This is a genomic window from Amycolatopsis sp. NPDC059235, from assembly GCF_042754125.1.
GTDB lineage: Bacteria > Actinomycetota > Actinomycetes > Mycobacteriales > Pseudonocardiaceae > Amycolatopsis > Amycolatopsis albidoflava.
In genome coordinates this window covers 48297-68966 of record NZ_JBHZAG010000013.1, presented here as the reverse complement: position 1 = coordinate 68966, position 20670 = coordinate 48297, and the positions used below count along the sequence as shown (strand labels likewise).

23 protein-coding genes and 1 pseudogene are annotated in these 20670 nt (G+C 68.7%); 17 read left to right on the top strand and 7 right to left on the bottom strand.

Translation table 11 applies throughout. The annotated features are described in order from the left end of the window. Positions 1-124 precede the first annotated feature (124 nt). Genes ACFXI3_RS12020 through ACFXI3_RS12005 form a run of 4 tightly spaced genes read left to right on the top strand, consistent with a single transcriptional unit; the run spans position 125 to position 4140 of the window. Entirely contained in the window at positions 125-1351 is a 1227-nt protein-coding gene (locus ACFXI3_RS12020; RefSeq protein ID WP_344265193.1) for a MurT ligase domain-containing protein, read from the top strand. Next, on the top strand, positions 1344-2051 hold the full coding sequence (locus ACFXI3_RS12015) for a glutamine amidotransferase (protein WP_344265190.1): 708 nt from the start codon (positions 1344-1346) through the stop codon (positions 2049-2051). Before ACFXI3_RS12020 ends, ACFXI3_RS12015 begins: the two co-directional genes overlap by 8 nt. A gap of 29 nt (positions 2052-2080) precedes the next feature. Beyond that, complete coding sequence (locus tag ACFXI3_RS12010) at positions 2081-3469, top strand: HAMP domain-containing sensor histidine kinase (protein WP_344265187.1); 1389 nt, start codon at positions 2081-2083, stop codon at positions 3467-3469. Positions 3470-3471: 2 nt separating this feature from the next. Further along, the gene (locus tag ACFXI3_RS12005) at positions 3472-4140 is read left to right on the top strand and encodes a response regulator transcription factor (RefSeq protein ID WP_009084133.1); all 669 of its coding nucleotides are present in this window, start codon (positions 3472-3474) and stop codon (positions 4138-4140) included. A gap of 45 nt (positions 4141-4185) precedes the next feature. Here the strand turns inward: ACFXI3_RS12005 and ACFXI3_RS12000 are convergent, their stop codons facing one another. From ACFXI3_RS12000 to ACFXI3_RS11990, 3 genes are read right to left on the bottom strand one after another with little or no spacing between them, the layout of a single operon-like run. Further along, positions 4186-4587, bottom strand: coding sequence for a CoA-binding protein (locus ACFXI3_RS12000; RefSeq protein WP_378399526.1), 402 nt, complete (start codon positions 4585-4587; stop codon positions 4186-4188). A 42-nt stretch (positions 4588-4629) separates the two neighbouring features. After that, entirely contained in the window at positions 4630-5196 is a 567-nt protein-coding gene (locus tag ACFXI3_RS11995) for a hypothetical protein (protein ID WP_378399525.1), read from the bottom strand. Between the two features lie 42 nt (positions 5197-5238). Further along, on the bottom strand, positions 5239-5742 hold the full coding sequence (locus tag ACFXI3_RS11990) for a VOC family protein (protein ID WP_378399524.1): 504 nt from the start codon (positions 5740-5742) through the stop codon (positions 5239-5241). A 152-nt stretch (positions 5743-5894) separates the two neighbouring features. Here ACFXI3_RS11990 and ACFXI3_RS11985 point away from each other — a divergent pair, with 152 nt between their 5' ends. Then, positions 5895-6692, top strand: coding sequence for a 2-keto-4-pentenoate hydratase (locus ACFXI3_RS11985; RefSeq protein ID WP_378399523.1), 798 nt, complete (start codon positions 5895-5897; stop codon positions 6690-6692). Then, the gene (locus ACFXI3_RS11980) at positions 6689-7450 is read left to right on the top strand and encodes a 2-keto-4-pentenoate hydratase (protein WP_378399522.1); all 762 of its coding nucleotides are present in this window, start codon (positions 6689-6691) and stop codon (positions 7448-7450) included. Before ACFXI3_RS11985 ends, ACFXI3_RS11980 begins: the two co-directional genes overlap by 4 nt. On the opposite strand, the gene ACFXI3_RS11975 is transcribed toward ACFXI3_RS11980, so the two are convergent. After that, positions 7440-8297, bottom strand: a complete 858-nt coding sequence (locus ACFXI3_RS11975; protein WP_378399521.1) for an alpha/beta fold hydrolase — start codon at positions 8295-8297, stop codon at positions 7440-7442. The genes ACFXI3_RS11980 and ACFXI3_RS11975 overlap by 11 nt on opposite strands. A 4-nt stretch (positions 8298-8301) precedes the next feature. Next, on the bottom strand, positions 8302-8772 hold the full coding sequence (locus ACFXI3_RS11970; protein ID WP_378399520.1) for a DUF1579 family protein: 471 nt from the start codon (positions 8770-8772) through the stop codon (positions 8302-8304). A gap of 53 nt (positions 8773-8825) precedes the next feature. On the opposite strand from ACFXI3_RS11970, the gene ACFXI3_RS11965 reads away from it, so the two are divergent. The 6 genes from ACFXI3_RS11965 (at position 8826) to ACFXI3_RS11940 (ending at position 15297) form a co-directional block, all read left to right on the top strand. Next, on the top strand, positions 8826-9260 hold the full coding sequence (locus ACFXI3_RS11965; RefSeq protein WP_378399519.1) for a MarR family winged helix-turn-helix transcriptional regulator: 435 nt from the start codon (positions 8826-8828) through the stop codon (positions 9258-9260). A gap of 62 nt (positions 9261-9322) precedes the next feature. Then, the gene (locus tag ACFXI3_RS11960; RefSeq protein ID WP_378399518.1) at positions 9323-9760 is read left to right on the top strand and encodes a hypothetical protein; all 438 of its coding nucleotides are present in this window, start codon (positions 9323-9325) and stop codon (positions 9758-9760) included. A gap of 32 nt (positions 9761-9792) precedes the next feature. After that, positions 9793-11430, top strand: a complete 1638-nt coding sequence (gene boxC, locus ACFXI3_RS11955) for a 2,3-epoxybenzoyl-CoA dihydrolase (protein WP_378399517.1) — start codon at positions 9793-9795, stop codon at positions 11428-11430. 4 nt (positions 11431-11434) lie between these two features. After that, the gene (gene boxB, locus ACFXI3_RS11950) at positions 11435-12856 is read left to right on the top strand and encodes a benzoyl-CoA 2,3-epoxidase subunit BoxB (RefSeq protein ID WP_344265151.1); all 1422 of its coding nucleotides are present in this window, start codon (positions 11435-11437) and stop codon (positions 12854-12856) included. Between the two features lie 10 nt (positions 12857-12866). Continuing rightward, complete coding sequence (locus ACFXI3_RS11945) at positions 12867-14429, top strand: benzoate-CoA ligase family protein (RefSeq protein WP_378399516.1); 1563 nt, start codon at positions 12867-12869, stop codon at positions 14427-14429. 13 nt (positions 14430-14442) lie between these two features. After that, positions 14443-15297, top strand: a complete 855-nt coding sequence (locus ACFXI3_RS11940) for an amidohydrolase family protein (RefSeq protein ID WP_378399515.1) — start codon at positions 14443-14445, stop codon at positions 15295-15297. An 18-nt stretch (positions 15298-15315) separates the two neighbouring features. Here the strand turns inward: ACFXI3_RS11940 and ACFXI3_RS11935 are convergent. Then, positions 15316-15639 (bottom strand): annotated as a pseudogene (locus ACFXI3_RS11935) (deaminase); the annotation flags it as partial. 77 nt (positions 15640-15716) lie between these two features. Between ACFXI3_RS11935 and ACFXI3_RS11930 the strand changes: the two are divergent. From ACFXI3_RS11930 to ACFXI3_RS11920, 3 genes are all read left to right on the top strand, one after another. Next, the gene (locus ACFXI3_RS11930) at positions 15717-16211 is read left to right on the top strand and encodes a winged helix-turn-helix transcriptional regulator (protein ID WP_378399514.1); all 495 of its coding nucleotides are present in this window, start codon (positions 15717-15719) and stop codon (positions 16209-16211) included. A 377-nt stretch (positions 16212-16588) separates the two neighbouring features. Then, positions 16589-17092, top strand: coding sequence for an RNA polymerase sigma factor (locus ACFXI3_RS11925; RefSeq protein ID WP_378399513.1), 504 nt, complete (start codon positions 16589-16591; stop codon positions 17090-17092). Between the two features lie 77 nt (positions 17093-17169). Further along, the gene (locus tag ACFXI3_RS11920; protein WP_378399512.1) at positions 17170-18369 is read left to right on the top strand and encodes an FAD-dependent monooxygenase; all 1200 of its coding nucleotides are present in this window, start codon (positions 17170-17172) and stop codon (positions 18367-18369) included. Positions 18370-18373: 4 nt separating this feature from the next. Here ACFXI3_RS11920 and ACFXI3_RS11915 read toward each other — a convergent pair whose 3' ends face one another. Beyond that, complete coding sequence (locus ACFXI3_RS11915; protein WP_378399511.1) at positions 18374-18826, bottom strand: MarR family winged helix-turn-helix transcriptional regulator; 453 nt, start codon at positions 18824-18826, stop codon at positions 18374-18376. A 102-nt stretch (positions 18827-18928) separates the two neighbouring features. Here ACFXI3_RS11915 and ACFXI3_RS11910 point away from each other — a divergent pair, with 102 nt between their 5' ends. Beyond that, positions 18929-19528, top strand: a complete 600-nt coding sequence (locus ACFXI3_RS11910; RefSeq protein WP_378399510.1) for an alpha/beta hydrolase — start codon at positions 18929-18931, stop codon at positions 19526-19528. Then, positions 19525-20655, top strand: a complete 1131-nt coding sequence (locus ACFXI3_RS11905) for a dipeptidase (RefSeq protein WP_344265125.1) — start codon at positions 19525-19527, stop codon at positions 20653-20655. The genes ACFXI3_RS11910 and ACFXI3_RS11905 overlap by 4 nt, the downstream gene beginning before the upstream one ends. The last annotated feature ends 15 nt before the right edge of the window (positions 20656-20670 follow it).

Sequence of the window (20670 nt, the reverse complement as noted above, 5' to 3'; positions counted from 1 at the left end):
CGGCAAGGTCGAGGTTGCGCCGAATGGTTCAACCTCCGATCGGTAAGACTGCTTACGAAGGGTAACGGAGACTGGAGTCACCCTCTCAGGAAAATCACAGCGCCCGTGCCGCACGGTTTGCGTGATGTCCACACGTCTGCGCACCCGGGCGTCGGTCGCCGCCGGGCGGCTGACCGCGTGGTTTTCCCGTACCGCCCGGCTGGGCCGCGGCGGGGTGATCGGCGGCCGCGTCACGCTGCGGCTCGACCCCAAGGCGCTGCGCAGGCTCGGCCGCGATCGCACGGTCGTGATCGTCACCGGCACGAACGGCAAAACCACCACGTCGCTGATGCTCACCCGCGCGCTCGAAGCGCTCGCCGAGGTCGCGCACAACGGCGACGGCGCGAACATGCCCGACGGGCTGGTCGCCGCGCTGGCCGCCGCCCCGGAAGCGCCGTACGCGGTGCTGGAGGTGGACGAAACCTACGTCCCGTGGGTGGCCGAGCAGGTGCAGCCGGCGGCGCTCGTGCTGCTCAATCTCAGCCGTGACCAGCTCGACCGCGTCGGCGAAGTGCGGATGATGGAGCGCGACCTCCGCGCCGCGTTCGCCGGGTTGTCGCGCACGGTCGTGGTCGCGAACTGCGACGACGTCCTGGTCACATCCGCGGCTTCGGCGGCGGCCCGCCCCGTGTGGGTCGGCACCGGACGCCGCTGGTCGGGCGATTCCGTCTCCTGTCCCCGCTGCGGCGGCGCGATCACCCACACCGATCGCGAATGGCGCTGTGCGGTGTGCGCCTTCGCTCGCCCGGAGGCGACCTGGACCCTCGACGGCGACCTGGTCCACACGCCCGGCGGCCGACAGGTGGACCTTGACCTTCGCCTGCCCGGCGAGGCCAACCGCGCCAACGCCGCTCTCGCGCTCGCCGCCGCGCACTGCGTCGGGGTGCCGCCGCACACCGCCGCGGCCCGGCTGCGCACGATCACCGACATCGGCGGGCGCTACCGAACGATTCGCCGCACCCGGCATTCAGTGCGGCTCATGCTTGCGAAAAATCCGGCTGGCTGGGCCGAAACGTTGCGTGTGCTCGACGAGGACACCCCGGTCGTCGTCGCGGTCAACGCGCACGAGGCGGACGGCCGCGACCTGTCGTGGCTCTGGGACGTGCACTTCGAGCGCCTGCGCGGCCGTCAGGTCGTCGTCGCCGGAGAGCGGTCCGCGGACCTCGCGGTGCGGCTTTGCTACGCCGAGGTGCCGCACTGGTCGGCCCCGGACCCGGTCAGCGCGATCGACACGCTGCCGCCGGGCGGGGTCGAACTCGTCGCGAACTACACCGCCTTCCGCGACCTGGTCGACCGGTTGCCTGATGTCTGATTCGACAGTCGGCATCGGCCTGCTGCTGCCCGAGGTACTGGGGACGTACGGCGATTCCGGCAACGCACAGGTGCTCTGCAAACGCTTGCAGTGGCGCGGTTACGACGCCGAGGTGGTGCCGGTTTCGCTCGACTCCGAGGTACCGTCCACTTTGGACCTCTACCTGCTTGGCGGCGGCGAGGACATGGCGCAGGTGCTGGCCGCGGACTTCCTGCGCGACTCGGCGGGGCTGCGGAGCGCCGCGAACGCGGGACGGCCGGTGTTCGGAGTCTGCGCCGGCCTGCAGATCCTGGGCACGCGCTTCCGCGGCGTCGACGGCGTCGACCACGCCGGGCTCGGGCTGCTCGACCTCGTCACCGGGCCGTCGCAGCAGCGCGCGGTGGCCGAGCTGATCGTCGAACCGAACCTGCTCGATACGCCGTTGACCGGCTTCGAGAACCACCAGGGCTCGAGCGTGCTCGGTCCGGGCAGCGCGCCGCTGGGCCGCGTCGTCCGGGGTACTGGCAACGGCGACGGCACCGAGGGCGCGGTCACCGACCACGTCGTGGGCACCTACCTCCACGGTCCGGCGCTGGCGCGCAACCCCGAGCTGGCTGACCTGCTGTTGTCGTGGGTGCTGGGCCACGCGCTGAAGCCGTTGGACCTGACTGAAGTGGAGACGCTGCGTTCGGAACGGCTGGCCGCACGCCGCGCCCGATGACGTCACTCCGCGCTCGTTACGCTGCGTGCGTGAGAATTCTCGCTGCAGCAGGCGTCCGGATGCGGACAACCGGGGTTGCCGTGCTTGCGCTCGCGCTTGCCATCGCGACCGCGTGTGTCGTCGTGGTGCTCCTGCTGCAGCAGTCGCTCGACCGGAGCGTCACCGAAAGCGCGCGTAGTACTGCAAGGCAGGTTGCCGTCCAACTCGTGCGCGCGGGCGCGCGAGACCTGTCGCCAAGCGACGTCGCGAGCACTGGTGACACCGAAGCCGTCACGCAGGTCCTCGGGCCGCGAAGCACGCCGATCGCGAGTGACCCGGCGATTGTCGGCCGTCCGGCTATCACGGCCGCGCGTCCGGCTCCGGGGCAGGAAACCGTCGAGACGCTGCCGCTCGGCTTAGACGGCGACGGCAGCGACTACCGCTTGGTCTCGGAAGGCGTCAACGGACCAGGCGGACCGTTCACCGTCATCTCGGCACGGTCGCTTGAGCCCGTCACCGAAGCGTCCGCGCGGCTTACGCTGCTGCTAGGGCTGATTTCGCTGCCATTGCTCGGTATCGCTGGCTTCGCGGTGTACCGCTCGGTCGGGTCCGCACTGCGACCGGTTGAGCGGATGCGGCGCACTGTCGCTGAGATCTCGACGCGCGACCTCGCATTGCGCGTACCGCTGCCTCCTGGCGGCGACGAGGTACATCGGCTCGCTGTCACGCTCAATGAGATGCTCGAACGGCTTGGCTCGGCGCAGGCCGCGCAACGCCGCTTCGTCGCCGACGCGAGCCACGAGCTGCGCTCGCCGCTGTCGACCATCAGCACTGCGCTCGACGTTTCAAACCAGCACCCGGAGACCACCGACGAACTCGTCCCGGTGATCACTCGCGAGACCGCGCGCCTGCGAGAGCTGGTTGACGACCTCCTGATGCTCGCGCGCACCGACGACGCCACGGACCGGCCCGCGCGCACCGAAGTCGATTTAGACGACATCGTTCGCGCCGAAGCCGAACGCGTACGCGGCGAAGCAGCTGTCGAGATCGAAGTGCGCGCAGGACCGGCGAAGGTGCGCGGCAGTGAGGCGCAGCTGCGTCGCGCCGTACGCAATCTCGTCGACAACGCGTGCGGGCATGCGCGCGAGCGGATCCGGATTGCGAGTTCGGTGCAAGATGAGATGGTCGTGGTGGAGGTGAGCGACGACGGCCCCGGAGTCGCCGAGGAGGACCGGGAGCGGGTGTTCGAGCGGTTTGTGCGGCTGGACGCGTCACGGCGGCGCGGCGGCACCGGGCTGGGCTTGTCGATCGTGGCCGGCATCGCGGCCCGGCACGGCGGCCGCGCGCGGTACGTCGACGTCGCCGACCCGAGCTACCCGGGCGCGCACTTCGTGATCGAACTGCCGAGCATTGAACTGCCCCGGATCGAGGAGGACTGAGCATGCGGTTGCTGATCGTGGAGGACGAGCTGGAGTTCGCCGAAACCCTTCGCCGCGGCCTGGTCGCCGAGGGATTCACGGTGAACGTCGCGCACACCGGCCGGGACGGGCTCTGGTCGGCGATGGAGCACGATTACGACGCCGTGGTGCTCGACATCATGCTTCCCGAGCTTTCCGGTTACGAAGTGCTGAAACGTTTGCGGGCCGCGGAGAATTGGACGCCGGTGCTGATGCTCACGGCGAAGGACGGCGAGTACGACGAGGCGGACGCATTCGACCTCGGTGCGGACGATTATCTGTCGAAACCGTTCTCGTTCGTCGTTTTGCTGGCTCGCTTGCGTGCGCTGCTTCGCCGGGGTGCGCCCGCGCGTCCGGCGGTGCTCACTGCTGGGGATTTGCAGCTCGACCCGGCCGCGCGAACTGTCCACAGAGGAGAGACGCGGATCGAGCTGACCGCGCGCGAGTTCGGGTTGCTGGAGTTTTTGCTGCGTCGGCAGGGGGCGGCGCTGACCAAGAACGAGATTCTCGGTCACGTGTGGGACGCGCATTACGAGGGCGACGAGAATGTGGTCGAGGTTTACGTCGGGTATTTGCGGCGGAAGATCGACGCGCCGTTCGGGACGCGGACAATCGAAACGGTGCGCGGGGTCGGGTACCGACTCGTCGGATGAGCGGGCACGTCGTGCTCGTAGCGGCGGGAAACGGCGTTCCCAAAGCTAAGCAACCGAAATCCCCGCCACCGCCCGAACGACAGCAGTGCACCGATCCTCGACATACTCCAACCCGGCGTCAGAAGCGATCTTCCGCGCCTCGGCCGACACAAGACCCTGCTGCAACCACAACGCCTTAGCCCCGATCGCGACCGCGGACCGGGCGATGTCCGGCGCTTCCCCGGCCGGACGGAAGACGTCCACCAGATCCACCGGCTCCGGAATGTCCTCCAGCGACCGGTACACCTTCTCCCCGAGCAGTTCGGTCGCCGACGGATGCACCGGAATGATCCGGAACCCGTGCGCCTGCAGGGAAGCCGGCACACCGTGCGCGGCCTTGCCCGGGTCGCGGCTCAGGCCGACGACCGCGATCGTGCGCGCGCTGGCAAGGATTTCTTCGGGCTTCATACTCTCCTCAACATCCCAGCACAGCCAGGGATTCCGCGACGGTCACAGCCGCCACAACCGCAGCCCGCGAACGCGGTAGACCGGCCACAGCACATGCCACGGAGACCGCCGCAGAAACGCGGAACTGCACGCTAAAACATTGCGCGCGACAGTGGACGCCACCTCGTGCCGGTCTGGCCAAGCCTCGCCGCGGGCACCGAGCGCGAGGCGAAAGACCGTCAACAGGCCGCGTCCCTGCACGTCATAGCGGGCACCGGTGTCGCCCGCGTCGGGAAGAAGACGGGCGATTTCCACGCGAAACGCACCGCCGACCGGCGCACCCGCCGGCACGTCGAAGACGCTGCCCACGATCGCACGGCCGTGCAGCCGACGCGCGAATCGCGTGAGCAGCCGTCGTTCCCACCAGGGCAGCAAGCGGCGGTGAGCCAGCAGCGCGGCGCACTCGCCGTGGCCGAGGGCGAACACCTCGGCGAGGTCGTCGTACCGGCTCACCGCGGTCGGTTCCGCCAGGTGCAGCCGCACCTCGAAGCGAACCTGCGCGATCAGTTCGTCGATCGCTTCCCGCCGGTCGAGCCGTGCCTTCTGCCGCGAAGCCGCCCAGTCGCCCATGTGCCCACACTCTGAACCCGGCAACGCACCGAGTCCAGAGGTTCAGCCGATCTTCGACCCGTACATCTCGCCGAGGTCGTCCGCGATCAGTTCGATCCGGGCGCCGTCCGGGTCGGCGAAGTAGATGGAGGTGCCGCTTTCTTCCTGGTACTTCACGCCGGCCGCGTCGAGCCGAGAACGTGCGCCCGCCCAGGCTTCCGGGGTGAGCGACAGGGCCAGGTGGTGCAGGCCGCCGAGCACCTCCGCGTACGGGCCGAGGTCGAGGCCGGGCAGGTCGAAGAACGCGACCGCGTTGCCGTTGCCGACGTCGAAGAAGAAGTGGCTCGACCCCGGGTAGTCGCGGTTTTCGATCAGCTCGGTGAGCGGGAAGCCGAGAATGTCCTGGTAGAAGGTGATCGTCCGCTCGACGTCGCTGGACAGCAGCGCGGTGTGGTGGATGCCGCGGCCCACGGTCGCCGGGCGCTCCGGCGCGGGGTGCAGATGCTGGTCCCGCAGCCGGTCGCGAGTCTGCGCGAGCTGGGCGACTTCGGTCTCGGTGGGTGCCATTTCGGGTCACGTCCTCTCTGGGAGCCAACACAGAGAACGATACGCCGACAAACTCTCGCTCGCAAGAGATTTGCGAGCGAGAGAAGTAGCTCGTACCGGTGAATGGAACGATCGGGTTGGCTCAAGTGGCGTGGTCAGGCAAAGTCCGTCCCGTGGAACCCGCTGAGCTGCAGGACGCCGTCGCGCTGCTGACGAGCGCGTACGAGCGCCACGAGCCGATCGATCCGCTCGTGAAGACCTTCCCCGACGGCACCATCGAAGACGCCTACCGCGTGCAGCAGGAGCAAGTCCGCGCGTGGGTGGCGGGAGGCGACGTCGTGCGCGGCCACAAGGTCGGCCTCGCCTCCGCCGCGATGCAGCGCCAGATGGGCGTGAACCAGCCCGACTTCGGGCACCTCACCAGCTCGATGTTCCTGCTCGAACACCAGCCGATCCCGACGACGCGGTTCCTGCAGCCGCGCATCGAACCGGAGATCGCGTTCGTGCTAGGCGCGCCGCTGCGCGGTCCGGGAGTGACCGTCGCCGACGCCGTCCGCGCGGTCGACTTCGTGCTTCCGTCGCTGGAGATCGTCGATTCGCGGGTCCGCGACTGGAAAATCTCGATCTTCGACACCGTCGCGGACAACGCGTCCTCCGGCGGCGTCATCCTCGGCAGCAGCCCGACCAACCTCCGCGACGTCGACCTGCGACTCGCCGGCTGCACGCTGCACGTCAACGGCCAGCTCGCGGCCACCGGCGCGGGCGGAGCGGTGCTGGGTTCGCCGATCAACGCACTCGTGTGGCTGGCCAACACCGTCGGCCCGCTCGGCGTGACGCTGGAGCCCGGCCACGTCGTCCTGCCCGGTTCGATGACCGCCGCGCAGACCGTCCGCCCCGGCGACACCGTCGTGGCGACCATGGCCGGCTTGGGCAGCGTGACCGCGGTGTTCGCTCCGGAGGAGGAAAAGTGACCGCCGATATCGCTGCCGCAGCGCAGGAACTGCTCAACCGGACCGAAGAGAGCGCGCAGCTCACCGACACCTGGCCGGACCTCGACCTCACCACCGCGTATGCGATCCAGGACGAAGCCCTGCGGCTGCGTCAGGAACGCGGCGAGACGCTGATCGGGGTGAAGCTCGGGCTGACGTCGCGGGCGAAACAGCAGCGGATGGGCGTCGCGGAACCGCTGCTCGCGTGGCTGACCGACGCGATGGTGCTGCCCGCGGGCGCGCCGACGCCGCAGCTCATCCACCCGCGAGCGGAGCCGGAATTGGTGTTCGTGCTCGGCGAGCGGCTCGTCGGTCCGGGCGTCACCGCGGCAACCGCTCTCGGCGCGGTTTCCCAGGTATATGGCGGAATCGAGATCATCGACAGCCGTTACCGCGACTACCGGTTCACGCTGCCGGATGTCGTCGCGGACAATGGTTCGTCGGCGTTGTTCGGGCTCGGCTCAGTCGGCCGTCCACCGTCCTCTTTGGACCTTTCGCTGGAAGCCGCACTGCTCGAAGTGGACGGTCAGATCGTCGACACCGCGACCGGTGCCGCCGTGCAGGGACACCCGGCCGAAGCACTGGCGCTGGCGGCGAATTCCTTGGCCGCGCGCGGATTGGCGCTGGAACCGGGCTGGCTCGTGCTGACCGGCGGGATGACCGACGCCGTTGAACTGCGTCCCGGATCCCGCGTCGCCGCGCACTTCTCGAACCTGGGCTCGGTGACGATCAGCGGGTAGCGAGCCGCTTGATCCCGGCGATCACGCGCGGCCACACTTCGCGCGGCAGGTCGTGTCCCATGCCGGGCACGAGGTCGAGGTCCGCCCCGAGCGCGCGGGCGGTCGCGCGGCCGCCGGACACGTTCACCAGCGGGTCGGCCGTACCGTGAATCACCAAGGACGGCAACGAAAGCCGGCGCAGATCGGCGGTCCGGTCGCGGGAGGACAGGATCGCGGCGAGCTGCCGGAACACGCCCGCCGGGTTGAGGCCGCGGTCGTACGTGCGTTCCGCGCGCTCGCGGAAATGGTCCTCGTCGAACACGTAACCGGGCGAGCCGATCAGCCTCGACGTACGCACCAGTTGCGTCACGTAGTCCTCGCGCGTGCGCGGCCCCGGAGCCAGCATCGCGAGCGCGGCCCGCGGGCTGGGCAGGCCGACGTGACGCGCGCCGGTGGTCGACATGATCGAGGTCAGCGTCCGCGCCCGCTCCGGGTGCCGGATCGCGAACTCCTGCGCGATCATCCCGCCCATCGACGTGCCGACGACGTGCGCGCGCTCGATGCCGAGAGCGTCGAGCAGCTTGCTCGCGTCGTCGGCCAGATCGCCGAGCGAGTACGGCGCGGAGCGCAGGAAGTACGCGAGCGGAAGGCTGGCCCGGCCGGTCCACCACTGCGAGCGCCCGACGTCGCGGTTGTCGAACCGGTGCACGTGGAAACCGGCCTCGGCGAGCTGGGCGCAGAACTCGTCGTCCCACCAGATCATCGGCGCGGCGAGGCCCATCACCAGCAGCAACGGCGGCGCGGACGGATCGCCGAACGATTCGTGGCACAGCGTGATGCCGCCGGCTTCGAGGGTCTGCTCGGTCATGGGGTCAGTCTCGCGCACTCCGGAGGTAGCGGGCACGGAGGAACGGGCGGAAATCGTCGTCGGACCCGAGGCGGACGTCGATTTCGTGGGTGAGGACGTCCCCTTCCGGGGTGATCCGGTGGATCGCGACGCCGCGTTCGGTCTGCTTTTCCAGCTGCAGCGCGCCGTCGCGCCAGCCGCCGCGCGCGGGAGACGCGGGCGGGAAGCCGTAGCTGTCGAAGCCGAACCACAGGGTTTCGCCAGTCGCCGGGTCGACGGTGAAGACGTGGTGTCCCAGCATTCGCGAGCCGTCTTCGCGGGTCTGGACGTAGTCCTCCAGCACGGCGAATCCGTCGAGCGCGCGGCGGTAACTGCAGGTCGCGGTGGCGGTCGCGGCGGGAGCCCAGGGCGCGGCGGCGAGTTCTTCGGTGCCGGACCAGTCTCCGACGAGGGCGGCAAGGGCTTCGTGCGCGACGCCGACGACGGGCATTTCCATGAGTGTCCCCCTTGGTTTCGACAGGTACCTGTCGAAGTGGAACACTAGCACGCATGACCTCGAGGACGCCCCGCGCGGAAAGCCTTACGCAGCTTGTCAACGAGGTCTTCGTGGCCAACGGCGCGCTGCTGGCCGCCGGCGACGCACTCACCGCCGAGGCCGGGTTGACCGCCGCGCAATGGCAGGTCGTCGGCTTCCTCGAAGACGGCCCGGCGACCGCGGCGGAGCTGGCCCGGCGGCGCGGGTTGCGGCGGCAAAGCGTGCAGGAGACGGTGAATCGCCTGCTCCGAGACGGAATGCTCTCCCGCGCCGACAATCCGGCGGACGCCCGCGCGCCCCTGTTGCGGCTGACTGCCAAAGCGCAGGCCGCGCTACGAATCCTGGGCTCCAGGCAGGCCGAATGGGCGGACGCCGTCGCTTCCGGCCTGTCCGAAAAAGACGTCGAGACGACCCTGCGCACGCTTCGCGTGTTGCGCGATCTGGTCTGAGCGGAGTGCGGGTAGTACTCTCCCGCTAGAGCGCTCTATCAAATCGCAAGGGGGCGAGCAGCATGGACGTTCTGCGCGAGAAGGGCCTCGGCCCGCTGCGGGTGATTCTGGCGTTCACCCTGGTCAGCACGGTCCTGCACTACACCCACAACGTCGTGCGCGCGGCGGACTACCCGCAGGTCCCGGGGATCAGCGTGCCGGTCACCCAGGTCGTGGTGGCGCTCAGCTGGGTCGTTTTCACCGTGTTCGGCGCGCTCGGCTATCGCGCCTACATGCGCGGCCAGTACTGGCGATCGCTGGCGTTTCTGCTGGTCTACTCGCTGTCCGGGCTGGCGAGCGCGGGACATTTCCTGGTCGGCGTGCCGCAGGTCCCGGCGTTCTGGTTCGCGACGATCTTCACCGACACGTTCGCGGCGATCGCGCTGTGGGTATTCGTCTGCTGGGCGGCGATGCGGCTCAACCGGGTGAGCGTCGCCGGGCAAATGTCTACACAACATTGACGTTCGTTGAAGTCATGTAGACAATCGAGGACGTGACCACCACCACACCTGTCACATTCGAGCGGCATCCGGACGCTTACCGGCACTGGCGGCTGACCGTCGACGGCGAGGTCGCCTGGCTGGAGATGGACGTCGACGAGCAAGGCGGCCTCGTGCCCGGGTACGAGCTGAAGCTGAACTCGTACGACCTCGGCGTGGACATCGAGTTCTACGACGCCACGCAGCGGCTGCGGTTCGAACATCCGCAGGTGCGCGCGGTGATCGTGACGAGCGCCAAGGACAAGGTGTTCTGCGCCGGGGCCAACATCCGGATGCTCGCCGCGTCGCCGCACGAGTGGAAGGTGAACTTCTGCAAGTTCACCAACGAGACCCGCAACGGCATCGAGGACGCCACCGAGTTCTCCGGCCAGACCTACGTCGCGGCGGTGAACGGCAGCTGCGCCGGCGGTGGTTACGAGATCGCGCTGGCCTGCGAAAAGATCCTGCTGGTCGACGACAACTCGTCGACCGTCGCGCTGCCCGAGGTGCCGCTGCTCGGCGTGCTGCCCGGCACCGGCGGGCTGACCCGGGTGGTCGACAAACGGCGCGTCCGCCGGGATCTCGCGGACGTGTTCGCCACGAGGCCGGACGGGGTCAAAGGCCGGACCGCGGTCGACTGGCGGCTGGTGGACGAGCTGGTGCCGCGCGTCGGGTTCCGCGAGAAGGTGCTTTCGCGGGCGCACGAACTGGCCGCCGAATCCGACCGGCTGCCCGCCGAGCAGGGGATCGAACTCGCGCCGCTGGAGCCGTCGATCACCGACGACGGGATCGAGTACCGGCATGTTCGCGTCGCCTATGACCGGCCGAACTCGCTGGTCACGCTCACCGTGCTGGGTCCTTCCGGAGAACCGGAGCTGGACGGCTGGCTGCTGCGGCTGACTCGCGAGCTGGACGACGCGATCCTGCGGCTGCGCACGAACGAACCGGATCTCGGCACCTGGGTGCTGCGCACCGAGGGCGATCCGGAGGCGGTGCTCGCGCACGAGGAGGTCGTGCTCAGCGGGAAAGACTGGCTGAGCAACGAAATCCTGCATTACTACAAGCGCACGCTGAAGCGGCTGGACGTCACCAGCCGTACCTTGATCGCGCTGATCGAACCGGGCAGCTGCTTCGCGGGCAGCCTGCTTGAGCTGGCCTTCGCGGCAGACCGGCAGTACCTGCTGGACGGACCGCCGATCGACGACGAGGACAGCCCCGAGCGTGCGTCGATCACCTTGTCCGAAGCCAATTTCGGCGTCTTCCCGATGGGCAACGGCCTGTCCCGGCTCGAGTCGCGGTTCTACGGCGACGACGACCACCTGACGTGGCTGGCCCGTGAACGCGACCGTGCGCTGAGCGCCGCCGAAGCCGTCGAACTCGGCCTGGTCACCGACGCTCCGGACGACCTCGACTGGGAGGACGAGATCCGGATCGCGTTGGAAGGCCGGGCCTCGCTGTCGCCGGACGCGCTCACCGGGATGGAGGCGAACCACCGGTTCGTCGGCCCGGAAACGATCGAAACCAAGATCTTCGGCAGGCTGACCGCCTGGCAGAACTGGATCTTCACCCGACCGAACGCCTCCGGACCCGAGGGCGCGCTGCGCCGCTACGGCACCGGGCAGAAGGCGGTCTTCGACAGGAAGCGGGTCTGAACCGATGCCCGAAAAGATCGACTACGACGCCAAAATCCCGAACAACGTGCACCTCGCCGACGACCGGAGGCTGCAGCGCGCGCTGGAGGGCTGGCAGCCGAAATTCATGAACTGGTGGGGCGAAATGGGCCCCACGCTGGAGACCGAGGGCGTGTACCTGCGCACCGCGGTGAGCGTCGGCCGCGACGGCTGGGCGCACTTCGACCACGTCAACGTCCCGGATTACCGCTGGGGCATCTTCCTCGCCGAGCGGGAACAGGACCGGCGGATCGCGTTCGGCGAGCACGCCGGCGAGCCGGTGTGGCAGCAGGTGCCCGGCGAGTACCGCGCCGATCTGCAGCGGCTGATCGTGATCCAGGGCGACACCGAGCCCGCGTCTGTCGAGCAGCAGCGACTGCTGGGGCTCACTGCGCCGTCGCTCTACGACCTGCGCAATCTCTTCCAGGTGAATGTGGAGGAGGGGCGGCATCTGTGGGCGATGGTGTACCTGCTGCACGCGTACTTCGGCCGCGAAGGCCGGGACGAGGCCGAGGGCCTGCTGCTGCGCAACTCCGGCAGCCCGGACGCACCGCGCATCCTCGGGGCGTTCAACGAGGAAACGGCCGACTGGCTCGCGTTCTACATGTTCACGTACTTCACCGACCGCGATGGGAAATACCAGCTCGGCACGTTGAAGGAAAGCTCGTTCGACCCGCTGTCGCGCACCTGCGAGTTCATGCTCAAGGAGGAGGCGCACCACATGATGGTGGGCACCACCGGCGTCGACCGGGTGGTGCTGCGCAGCGCGGAACTGATCCGCGAGCACGACACGTACGACATCGCCTCGCACGGCGGGATTCCACTCGACCTGATCCAGCGGTACCTGAACTTCCACTACACGGTGTCGCTCGACCTGTTCGGCAGCGAGACGTCCACGAACGCGGCGAACTACTACACCGCCGGGCTCAAGGGCCGCTGGCAGGAGACGCGGCGCAAGGACGACCACAAACTCACCGACGACAGCCGTCTGCTGGACCGACCGCGCGAGGACGGGACCTGGACGTCCGAGGAACTGCAGGCCATCCTGCTGCTGAACCTCGACCTGCGCGGCGAGTACACCGCGGACTGCCAGACCGGCGTGAACCGGTGGAACAAGATCCTTGCCGACGCGGGCATCGACTTCCGGTTCGCGTTGCCGCACCCTGGTTTCAACCGCGAGGTGGGCATAAACTCCGGCCACCACGTCACCCCGGACGGCAGCATCGTCGACGAGGCGACGTGGGAGGCAGCGCGGCACAAATGGCTGCCGACCGCCGAGGACCTGACGTTCGTCCGGTCGCTCATGCACCCGGTGTACGAGCGCGGGAAGATCGCCAGCTGGGTCGCGCCGCCGCGGCAGGGCATCAACGGAAAACCTTTCGACTACGAGTACGTGTACCTCACCTGAGGGGGCACCGATGACGGTTCCCGCGAACTTCAACGCCGCGGAGTACCTGCTCGGCCGCGGCCGTCCGGACGCGCTCGCGGTCGTCTCGCCGCGGCGCACGCTCAGCTACGGCGAACTCGCCGCCGAGACCCACCGGGTCGCGTCCGGCCTGCGCGCGCTGGGCGTGCGGCCGGAGGAGCGGGTGATGTTCTGCATGGTCGACGACGTCGAGCTGCTGAGCGGGATTCTCGGCGCGATGCTCGTCGGCGCGGTCGCGGTGCCAGTGTCCACTATGGTCACCGGGTTGGAACTGGGCCAGGTGCTCGCCGATTCGCGGGCGCGGGTGCTGTGCGTGTCCGGGGAGTTTTCCGCGCAGGCGGCAGGCGCGCTGACCAGTGCGCCCGAGGTGACCGACGTGGTGCTCGACCGGGCGGATCCGGCGGAATTCCCGGCCGGGGTGCGGACGCATCGGTGGCCGCTGACCGCTGTGGACGATGTCGTGGCCGCGCCGACCTGGGAGGATTCGCCCGCGCTGTGGCTGTACACCTCGGGCACGACCGGGCAGCCGAAGGGTGCGATGCACCGGCACGGAAGCATCCGCGCGGTGTGCTCGACTTATGCTTCGCAGGTGCTGGGAGTGTCCTCTTCGGACCGATTCCTGTCCGTGCCAAAATTGTTCTTCGCTTACGGGTTGGGGAATTCCGCGTTCTTCCCGCTCTCTTGTGGAGGGACGACGCTGCTGGAACCGGCGCGTCCGACGCCGGGGATCATCGCCGCGCGGGCGCGGGCGGACCGGCCGACGTTGTTCTTCGGAGTACCGACTTTCTACGCGGCACTGTTGGCCAGCGACGTGCCGGACGACTCGTTTTCCTCGGTGCGGTACGCGGTTTCGGCCGGAGAGCCGTTGCCGTCCGCGCTGTTCACTCGGTTCCGGGCGCGGTTCGGGGTGGAGATTCTGGACGGGATCGGGTCGACCGAGGCGTTGCACATCTTCCTGTCCAACCAGCCGGGCGCGGTGCGGCCGGGCAGCACCGGCGTGGCGGTGCCGGGTTACTCGGTCGAGCTCCGGGACGAGCAGGGTGCGGTCATTTCAGAGGCGGACCGGGCGGGCGAGCTGTTCGTGTCCGGCCCGTCCATCGCGACCGGGTATTGGGCGCGATACGAGACTACGAAACAGGTTTTCCAGGGTCCGTGGCTGCGGACCGGGGACAGTTACGTGCGCAACTCGGACGGCACCTACACGTGTCTCGGCCGGTTCGGGGACATGTTGAAGGCGGGCGGGATCTGGGTGTCTCCGTCCGAAGTGGAGGAACGGCTGCTGCAGCATCCGGCCGTGGCCGAGGTCGCGGTGGTCGCCGCGCCGGACGAGGACGGATTGGACAAGCCGGTGGCGTGTGTCGTTGCCGCTCCATCGGCCACTGTGGACGCTGAGGAGCTGATCGAGTTTTGCCGGGAGGGCTTGGCGGCGTTCAAACGGCCGCGTGGCGTGGTGGAGATGGCCGAGCTGCCGAAGACCGCGACCGGGAAGATCCGGCGGAACGTGATCCGCGAAATGGTGCGCGAGTCGCTGCTCGTGCCGCAGCCGCAATCGTGATCGACTGGCCGGCATGATCGACGAGCACTTCGTGGTGGACGCCCACGTGCACACTCCGCGGCTGCCCACGCTCAAGCCCGCGTGGCTCGACTGGGCGCGCGATTTCGCCGGCGAATATCCGTGGCGCACGGTGTACGACGCGGACGGCTCGGTGATCCCCGCGGCAATGGACGACCTCATGGCGAGCGAGGGCGTCGATCGGGTGCTGTTGTTTTGCGAATACAGCCCGCGGGCTACCGGTATTCAGGCGATTGAAGACAATCTTCCGCTGGTCGCCTACAACCCGGAGCGGTTCCGTCTCGTGGCGAACGTGAACCCGCATCTGCACCATCCGCTGGTCGAGGAGGTGGAACGGCAGCTAGCGCTGGGCGCGGTGGCGTTGAAGATCCATCCGGTGCACGGCGCGTTTTCCCCGGCGGACAAAGAGCTGTACCCGGTGTACGCCTTGTGCGCTGAGCGCGAGATTCCGGTGATCCTCCACTCTGGACTGTCAGTTTTCCCCGGTTCCCGTGCTAGCTATGGGGATCCGTCGCTGCTGTCCGATGTGGTCGAAGACTTCCCGTCGGTGAACTTCGTGTTCGCGCACGGCGGCCGGGGCTGGTGGTACGACGTGGCGGCGTTCATGGCCCAGGCGAGGCCGAACGTGTGGCTCGACCTCGCCGGGCTGCCGCCGAAGAAACTGCCGGAGTACTACGCGCGCTTCGACCTCGTGCGGCTGGCGCGGAAGTGGATCTTCGGCACTGACTGGCCGGGAGTGCCGGGAACCGCGGTGAACGTCCGCGCGGTCGCCGATCTGGGGTTGCCCGCTGACGTCCTGGACGGGGTGCTCTCTGGCAACGCGTTACGGCTGATGCCCGGCTTGCGGTGAGCTACTTCCGCCAGAACAGAAGACCGGGGTGCGGAACGGCGGTTCGTCGCCCCACCAGCCCTGCCAGTCGTGATTCTCCCACGGACCGCGGTGCGGGCCGAACTTGTTGCGCCCCATGATTTCCGCGCCGACGTGGCCGCTGCGGTGCATGTCGCGGGTGAAGTAGTCGTCGAGCCCGCGGGTGCCGCCCGGTTCGCCGCGCATGGGCCAGCTGGCGGTGGCCCCGGCCCAGGCGAAGAGCGGTCCCGGATCGGGATGGCCGAACGGCTGCTCGAGAGTTTGGTCCGGCCCGGCGCCGTAGCCGTCGGCGGAAACGTTGAAGCACTGGACGCGTACCAGCATCGAGACCCCCTGCTTGTCTTTTGCAAGCACTATGCCGGAGGTGATGGTAAAGTGCAAGTGGTCGGAGGAGGTGTGCGATGCCGGACGGTCCGCGCTCGGGATGCCCGATCAACGCCGCGATCGAGGTGATCGGCGACCGGTGGAGCCTGCTGGTCCTGCGCGACATCATGTTCGGCGACCGGCGGCATTTCCGGCAATTGCAATCGCAGTCCGAGGAGGGAATCGCGTCGAATATCCTCGCCGACCGATTGCGCACGCTGACCGAAGCGGGATTGCTCACCCGTGATTCGGCAGGCCGTGGCCAGCGCGCGACTTACAGTTTGACCGAACCCGCGATTCAGCTGGTGCCGGTTTTGGTGCAGCTGGGAAGCTGGGGTTTGCGGCATCGCCCGACTACACCGGAATTGCGTGTGCGCGCGGAACTGCTGGAGGCGGGCGGGCCGCCGCTGTGGGAAGAGTTCATGGCGGAGCTGCGGGAGCGGCATTTGGGGATCGCCCGGCCTGATGGCGACGGGCCGACGGCGACGGAGCGTTTGGCGGCGGCTTATGCGGAGGCTGTCGCGCGGGGTTGACTGCGGGCCGGAGGCGCTTGCCCGGCCCTGGATACGTTCCGCTGGAGTTGATCACTCGATTTGGCATTCGTGCTGTTGGAACGGATCCGCCGTGTGCGCGCGGAACTGCTGGAGGCGGGTGGGCCGCCCGTTGTGGGAGGAACTCACGGCGTGGCTCCGGGAACGGCATTTGGGGATTGCCCGGTCCGGCAGCGGCGGAGCGTTCGGCGGCTTATGCGGAGGCTGTCGCGCAGGGCTGACCGCAGACCCGAGGCGCTTGCCCGGCCCTGGATACCTCCCGTCGAAGTTGATCACTCGATTCGGCATCCGTCCTGCTGAAACGGATCCGCCGAGAGGTCCGGATCGTCACCCTTCCCGACTGAGGAAGGGAGCCGGGAATGCCGGACGAGGACGAGGTGCGCCGGTTGTCGAAGAGAATGGCCGGGATTGTCGGCGCGAATCCGGGACTTCGTGACGACACCGACGACGCTTGCCAAACGGCCTGGCTGGAATTCCTGTGCCGACAGCCGGTTTTGAAGGGGCCGAATAATCTGGCCGGTTGGCTGACCACAGTCGCGCGCAGGCACGCGCTCCGAGCGGTGGAAAAGCGTTCGCAGGTGACCTTTGCCGACAACGCGCAACTGGAGACGCACAAACCGGCGGAGTCGCCCGAGAAGCACGCGTTGGCCGGTGAACTGGCGGCCGCGTTGTGGCGTGCGGTGGAGCAGTTCCCGGAGCGCCATCGGCGGATGGTGTTTCTGCTGGCGCATTATCCGGAGCTGCGACATGACCAGTTGGCGGCGGAATTGGGGGTCGCCACGTCGAGCGTGAGCAAGATCCGGCAACGCTGTTTGACGGCGCTTCGGCGGCGGCTCGAGTCGGAGGGGTTCAGTTATCCCTGACCGCTGAAACCGCCGGTCGGAGGCGCGAACCACGGTACGATCCGGGCCGTGATCCGGACGGCGATCAGGGGGGCGCGGTGAGCGGTGTCAAGGTGTTGGTGACGGGGGCGAGCATCGCGGGACCCGCGCTGGCCCACTGGTTGCGCCGGCGGGGAGCCGAGGTGACCGTGGTGGAACGGGCTCCCGAGTTGCGTCCCGGCGGGCAGGCGGTGGACGCGCGCGGGGTGGCCAAGGACGTCATCGCGCGCATGGGCCTGGACGCGGCGGTGCGCGCGGCGTGCACCGACACCGCCGGCGCGCACACCGTCGACGCGGACGGGCAAGTGCTGGAGACCTTCCGTGCCGACGACGACGGCGGCGACGGGTTCATCGCGGACATCGAGATCCTGCGCGGAGACCTGTCGCGGGTGCTCTATGAGGACACCCGCGACGGCGTCGAGTACCTCTTCGGCGACCGGATCGCCGAACTCGCCCAGGACACCGGCGGCGTCGACGTGGTCTTCGCGGGCGGCGACCGGCGGCGCTTCGACCTGGTGGTCGGGGCCGACGGGCTGCACTCGTCGTTGCGGTCGATGGCTTTCGGGCCGCACGAGCGGTTCCTTCGCCACCTCGGGCACGTGCTGGCCTTCTACAGCGTCCCCAACGAGTTCGGGCTGGATCGCTGGCTGCTCGAATACCAGGAGTCCGGGCGCACCGCGCTCCTGCGTCCCATCCAGGACGCGACCCGCGCGATGGCGATGTTCTACTTCGCCGCGCCTGATTTCGACGTCGACTACCGGGACGTCGCGGCCCAGAAGGTGCTGCTGCGGGAGCGGATGGCTGGCCTCGGCTGGCGGACCCCGGAGATCCTCGCGCACCTCGACGACACCCCGGACTTCTACCTCGACCAGGTCGCCCAGGTGGTGATGGACCGATGGTCGAACGGACGCGTAGGGCTGCTCGGGGACGCGGCGTTCAGCTCGTCGCCGATGTCCGGACAGGGCACCGGACTGGCCCTGGTCGGCGCCTACCTGCTGGCCGGCGACCTGGCCGAGGCCGGATGGGACGCCGACGCCGGGTTCGGCCGCTACGAGGCGCGAATGCGTTCGTTTGTCGAAGCCAATCAGGAGATCGGCCGGTTGAACGCGCGCAGCCGTGACGTCCCGGGGCCTGATGCTGAGCCGGGTCCTGATTTCGCCAGCGAAGAGTTCATGGAGTTGGTCGGGCGCGCGATCAACGGCGTCGAACTGCCGGACTACGCGGAGGTGGAGGACTCCGGACCCTCGGCCAAGCCGTAGGGGATCAGCCGTTCACCGAGCGGAGGGTCCGCATCGCCTCCGCCAACCCCGAGGCGTCTGGGCCCAGCGGAGTGAGAACGATCCGCCGCAAGATCTCCGCACAAGCGGCCCTCGCTTTGACCGCGACCTCCAGCCCGTGCTCCGTCAGCGCGGCGAACGTCACCCGGCGGTCCTCCGGGCTCGGGACGCGGCAGATCAGATCCGCGGCGACCAGCCGGTCCGCCACCTTCGTGAAGCCCCCGCTCGACAGGGCGGCTTCGGTGGCGAGCCGGGTCATCGGCATCCGGTGGTCCGGGGACCGCACCAGGCGCAGCAGGATGTCGAACGACGCGGGGGCCAGGCCGAATCGTTCGGCGATTTCGCCCATCAGCGCGTTCTGCGTGGCCAGATAGCCCTCGATCACGAGGCCCCACCACGTCACGATCTCGTCGTCGTCCGTCTGCGGATCCGGGGTCATCCGGCGGAGTCTACCCGGAATACATCTTGCGCGCGAGAAGTTACCGGGACAATGAAGGGAGCGCATACTCCTGGAAGCGAAGCCGCCGAACGAGGAGCGACGATGATCCACCAGTACACCGAGGGCGATCCCGATCTCCCGGTGCTTCTTCTGCTGCACGGAACCGGCGGCGGCCCGGACGATCTGCTCGGGCTGGCGAGCGAGTTGAGCCCCGGTTCGGGGACGCTCGCGCCGACCGGGCCGGTGTCGGAAAACGGTGCGGCGCGGTGGTTTCGGCGGTTGTCCGAAGGGGTTTTCGACCACGACGACGTCCTCGCGCGAGCGGACGAGCTGGCGGATTTCCTGACCGCCGCCCGCGAGAAGCACGGGTTCGGCAGGGTAGTCGCGGTGGGGTTTTCGAACGGGGCCAACATCGCCGCCGCGGTTGCGCTCACGCGGCCGGACGCGCTCAACGAAGCCATTCTCTTCTCGTCGATGTCCCCGTTGCCGAAGCCGCCACAGCTTGATCTCACCGGCAGCCGCGTGTTCCTTTCCAACGGCGAGCAAGACCCGATGGCGCCGCTGCCCGCCAACGACGAACTCGTGCGGCAGCTTCGCGAACGGCATGCCGAGGTGGCGACGCACCGGTGGCCGGGAGGGCATCAAGTGACCGTCGAAGGAGTAAGCGCGGCCAGGGCTTGGCTCGCTAGGGTCGAGGCATGACCGAGCTGACTCGCGCGCAAAACCTGCTCGCCACCACGATCCTCGCCGACGGACACAACGACCTGCCCTGGGCGCTGCGCGACAAGGCCGGTCCGAACCCGGTCGAAGCGGTGGCCGGCGTGGACCTCACGGTGGCGCAGCCGACGCTGCACACCGACTTCCCCAAGCTCGCCGAAGGCAAGCTGGGCCTGCAGTTCTGGTCGGTGTACGTCCCGTGCGAGTTCAAGGGCGACAGCGCGGTCACCGCGGTGCTGGAACAGATCGAGGTGGTTTACCAGCTCGCCGAGCGCTACCCCGAGCGGCTGCGGCTGGTGACCACGGCCGACGAGGCCGAGGCGGCGTTCGCGGATGGGCGGATCGCGTCGCTGCTCGGTGCCGAGGGCGGGCACAGCATCGCGGAATCCCTTGGCGTACTGCGGATTCTGCGCCGGCTCGGCGTCCGGTACATGACGCTGACGCACAACTTCAACACCACCTGGGCGGACTCCGGAACCGACAAACCCGAGCACGACGGGCTCACCGAATTCGGCCGCGAGGTCGTGCGAGAGATGAACCGGATCGGCATGCTGGTGGACCTTTCGCACGTCGCGCCGAGCACCATGCGCGCCGCGATCGAGGTGTCCAGCGCGCCGGTGATCTTCAGCCATTCGTCGTGCCGCGCGGTCAACGACCATCCGCGCAACATCCCCGACGACGTCCTCGCCCAGCTGCCCGGCAACGGCGGCGTCGCGATGATCACCTTCGTGCCCGCCTTCATCTCCGCCGCGGTCACCGAATGGGACAACCAGCTCCGGGACGCGATGACGGCCGCCGGACAGGAGTTCCTCGACCTCGGCCAGCGCGGCCGGTTCGCCGAGACCTGGGACGCGCCGCCCAAGCCGAAGGCGACGATCGAGGACGTCGTCGCGCACATCGAGCACGCGCGCGAGATCGCCGGGATCGACCACATCGGACTCGGCGGCGACTACGACGGCGTCGGCGAGCTGCCGGTGGGCCTCGAGGACGTGTCGACGTACCCGGCGCTCATCGCCGCGCTGATGGAACGCGGCTGGAGCGACGAGGACTGCGCGAAACTCGCCGGCCGCAACACGCTGCGGGTGCTGCGCGACGTCGACGCCAAGCTCTGAATTAGCGCATCACGG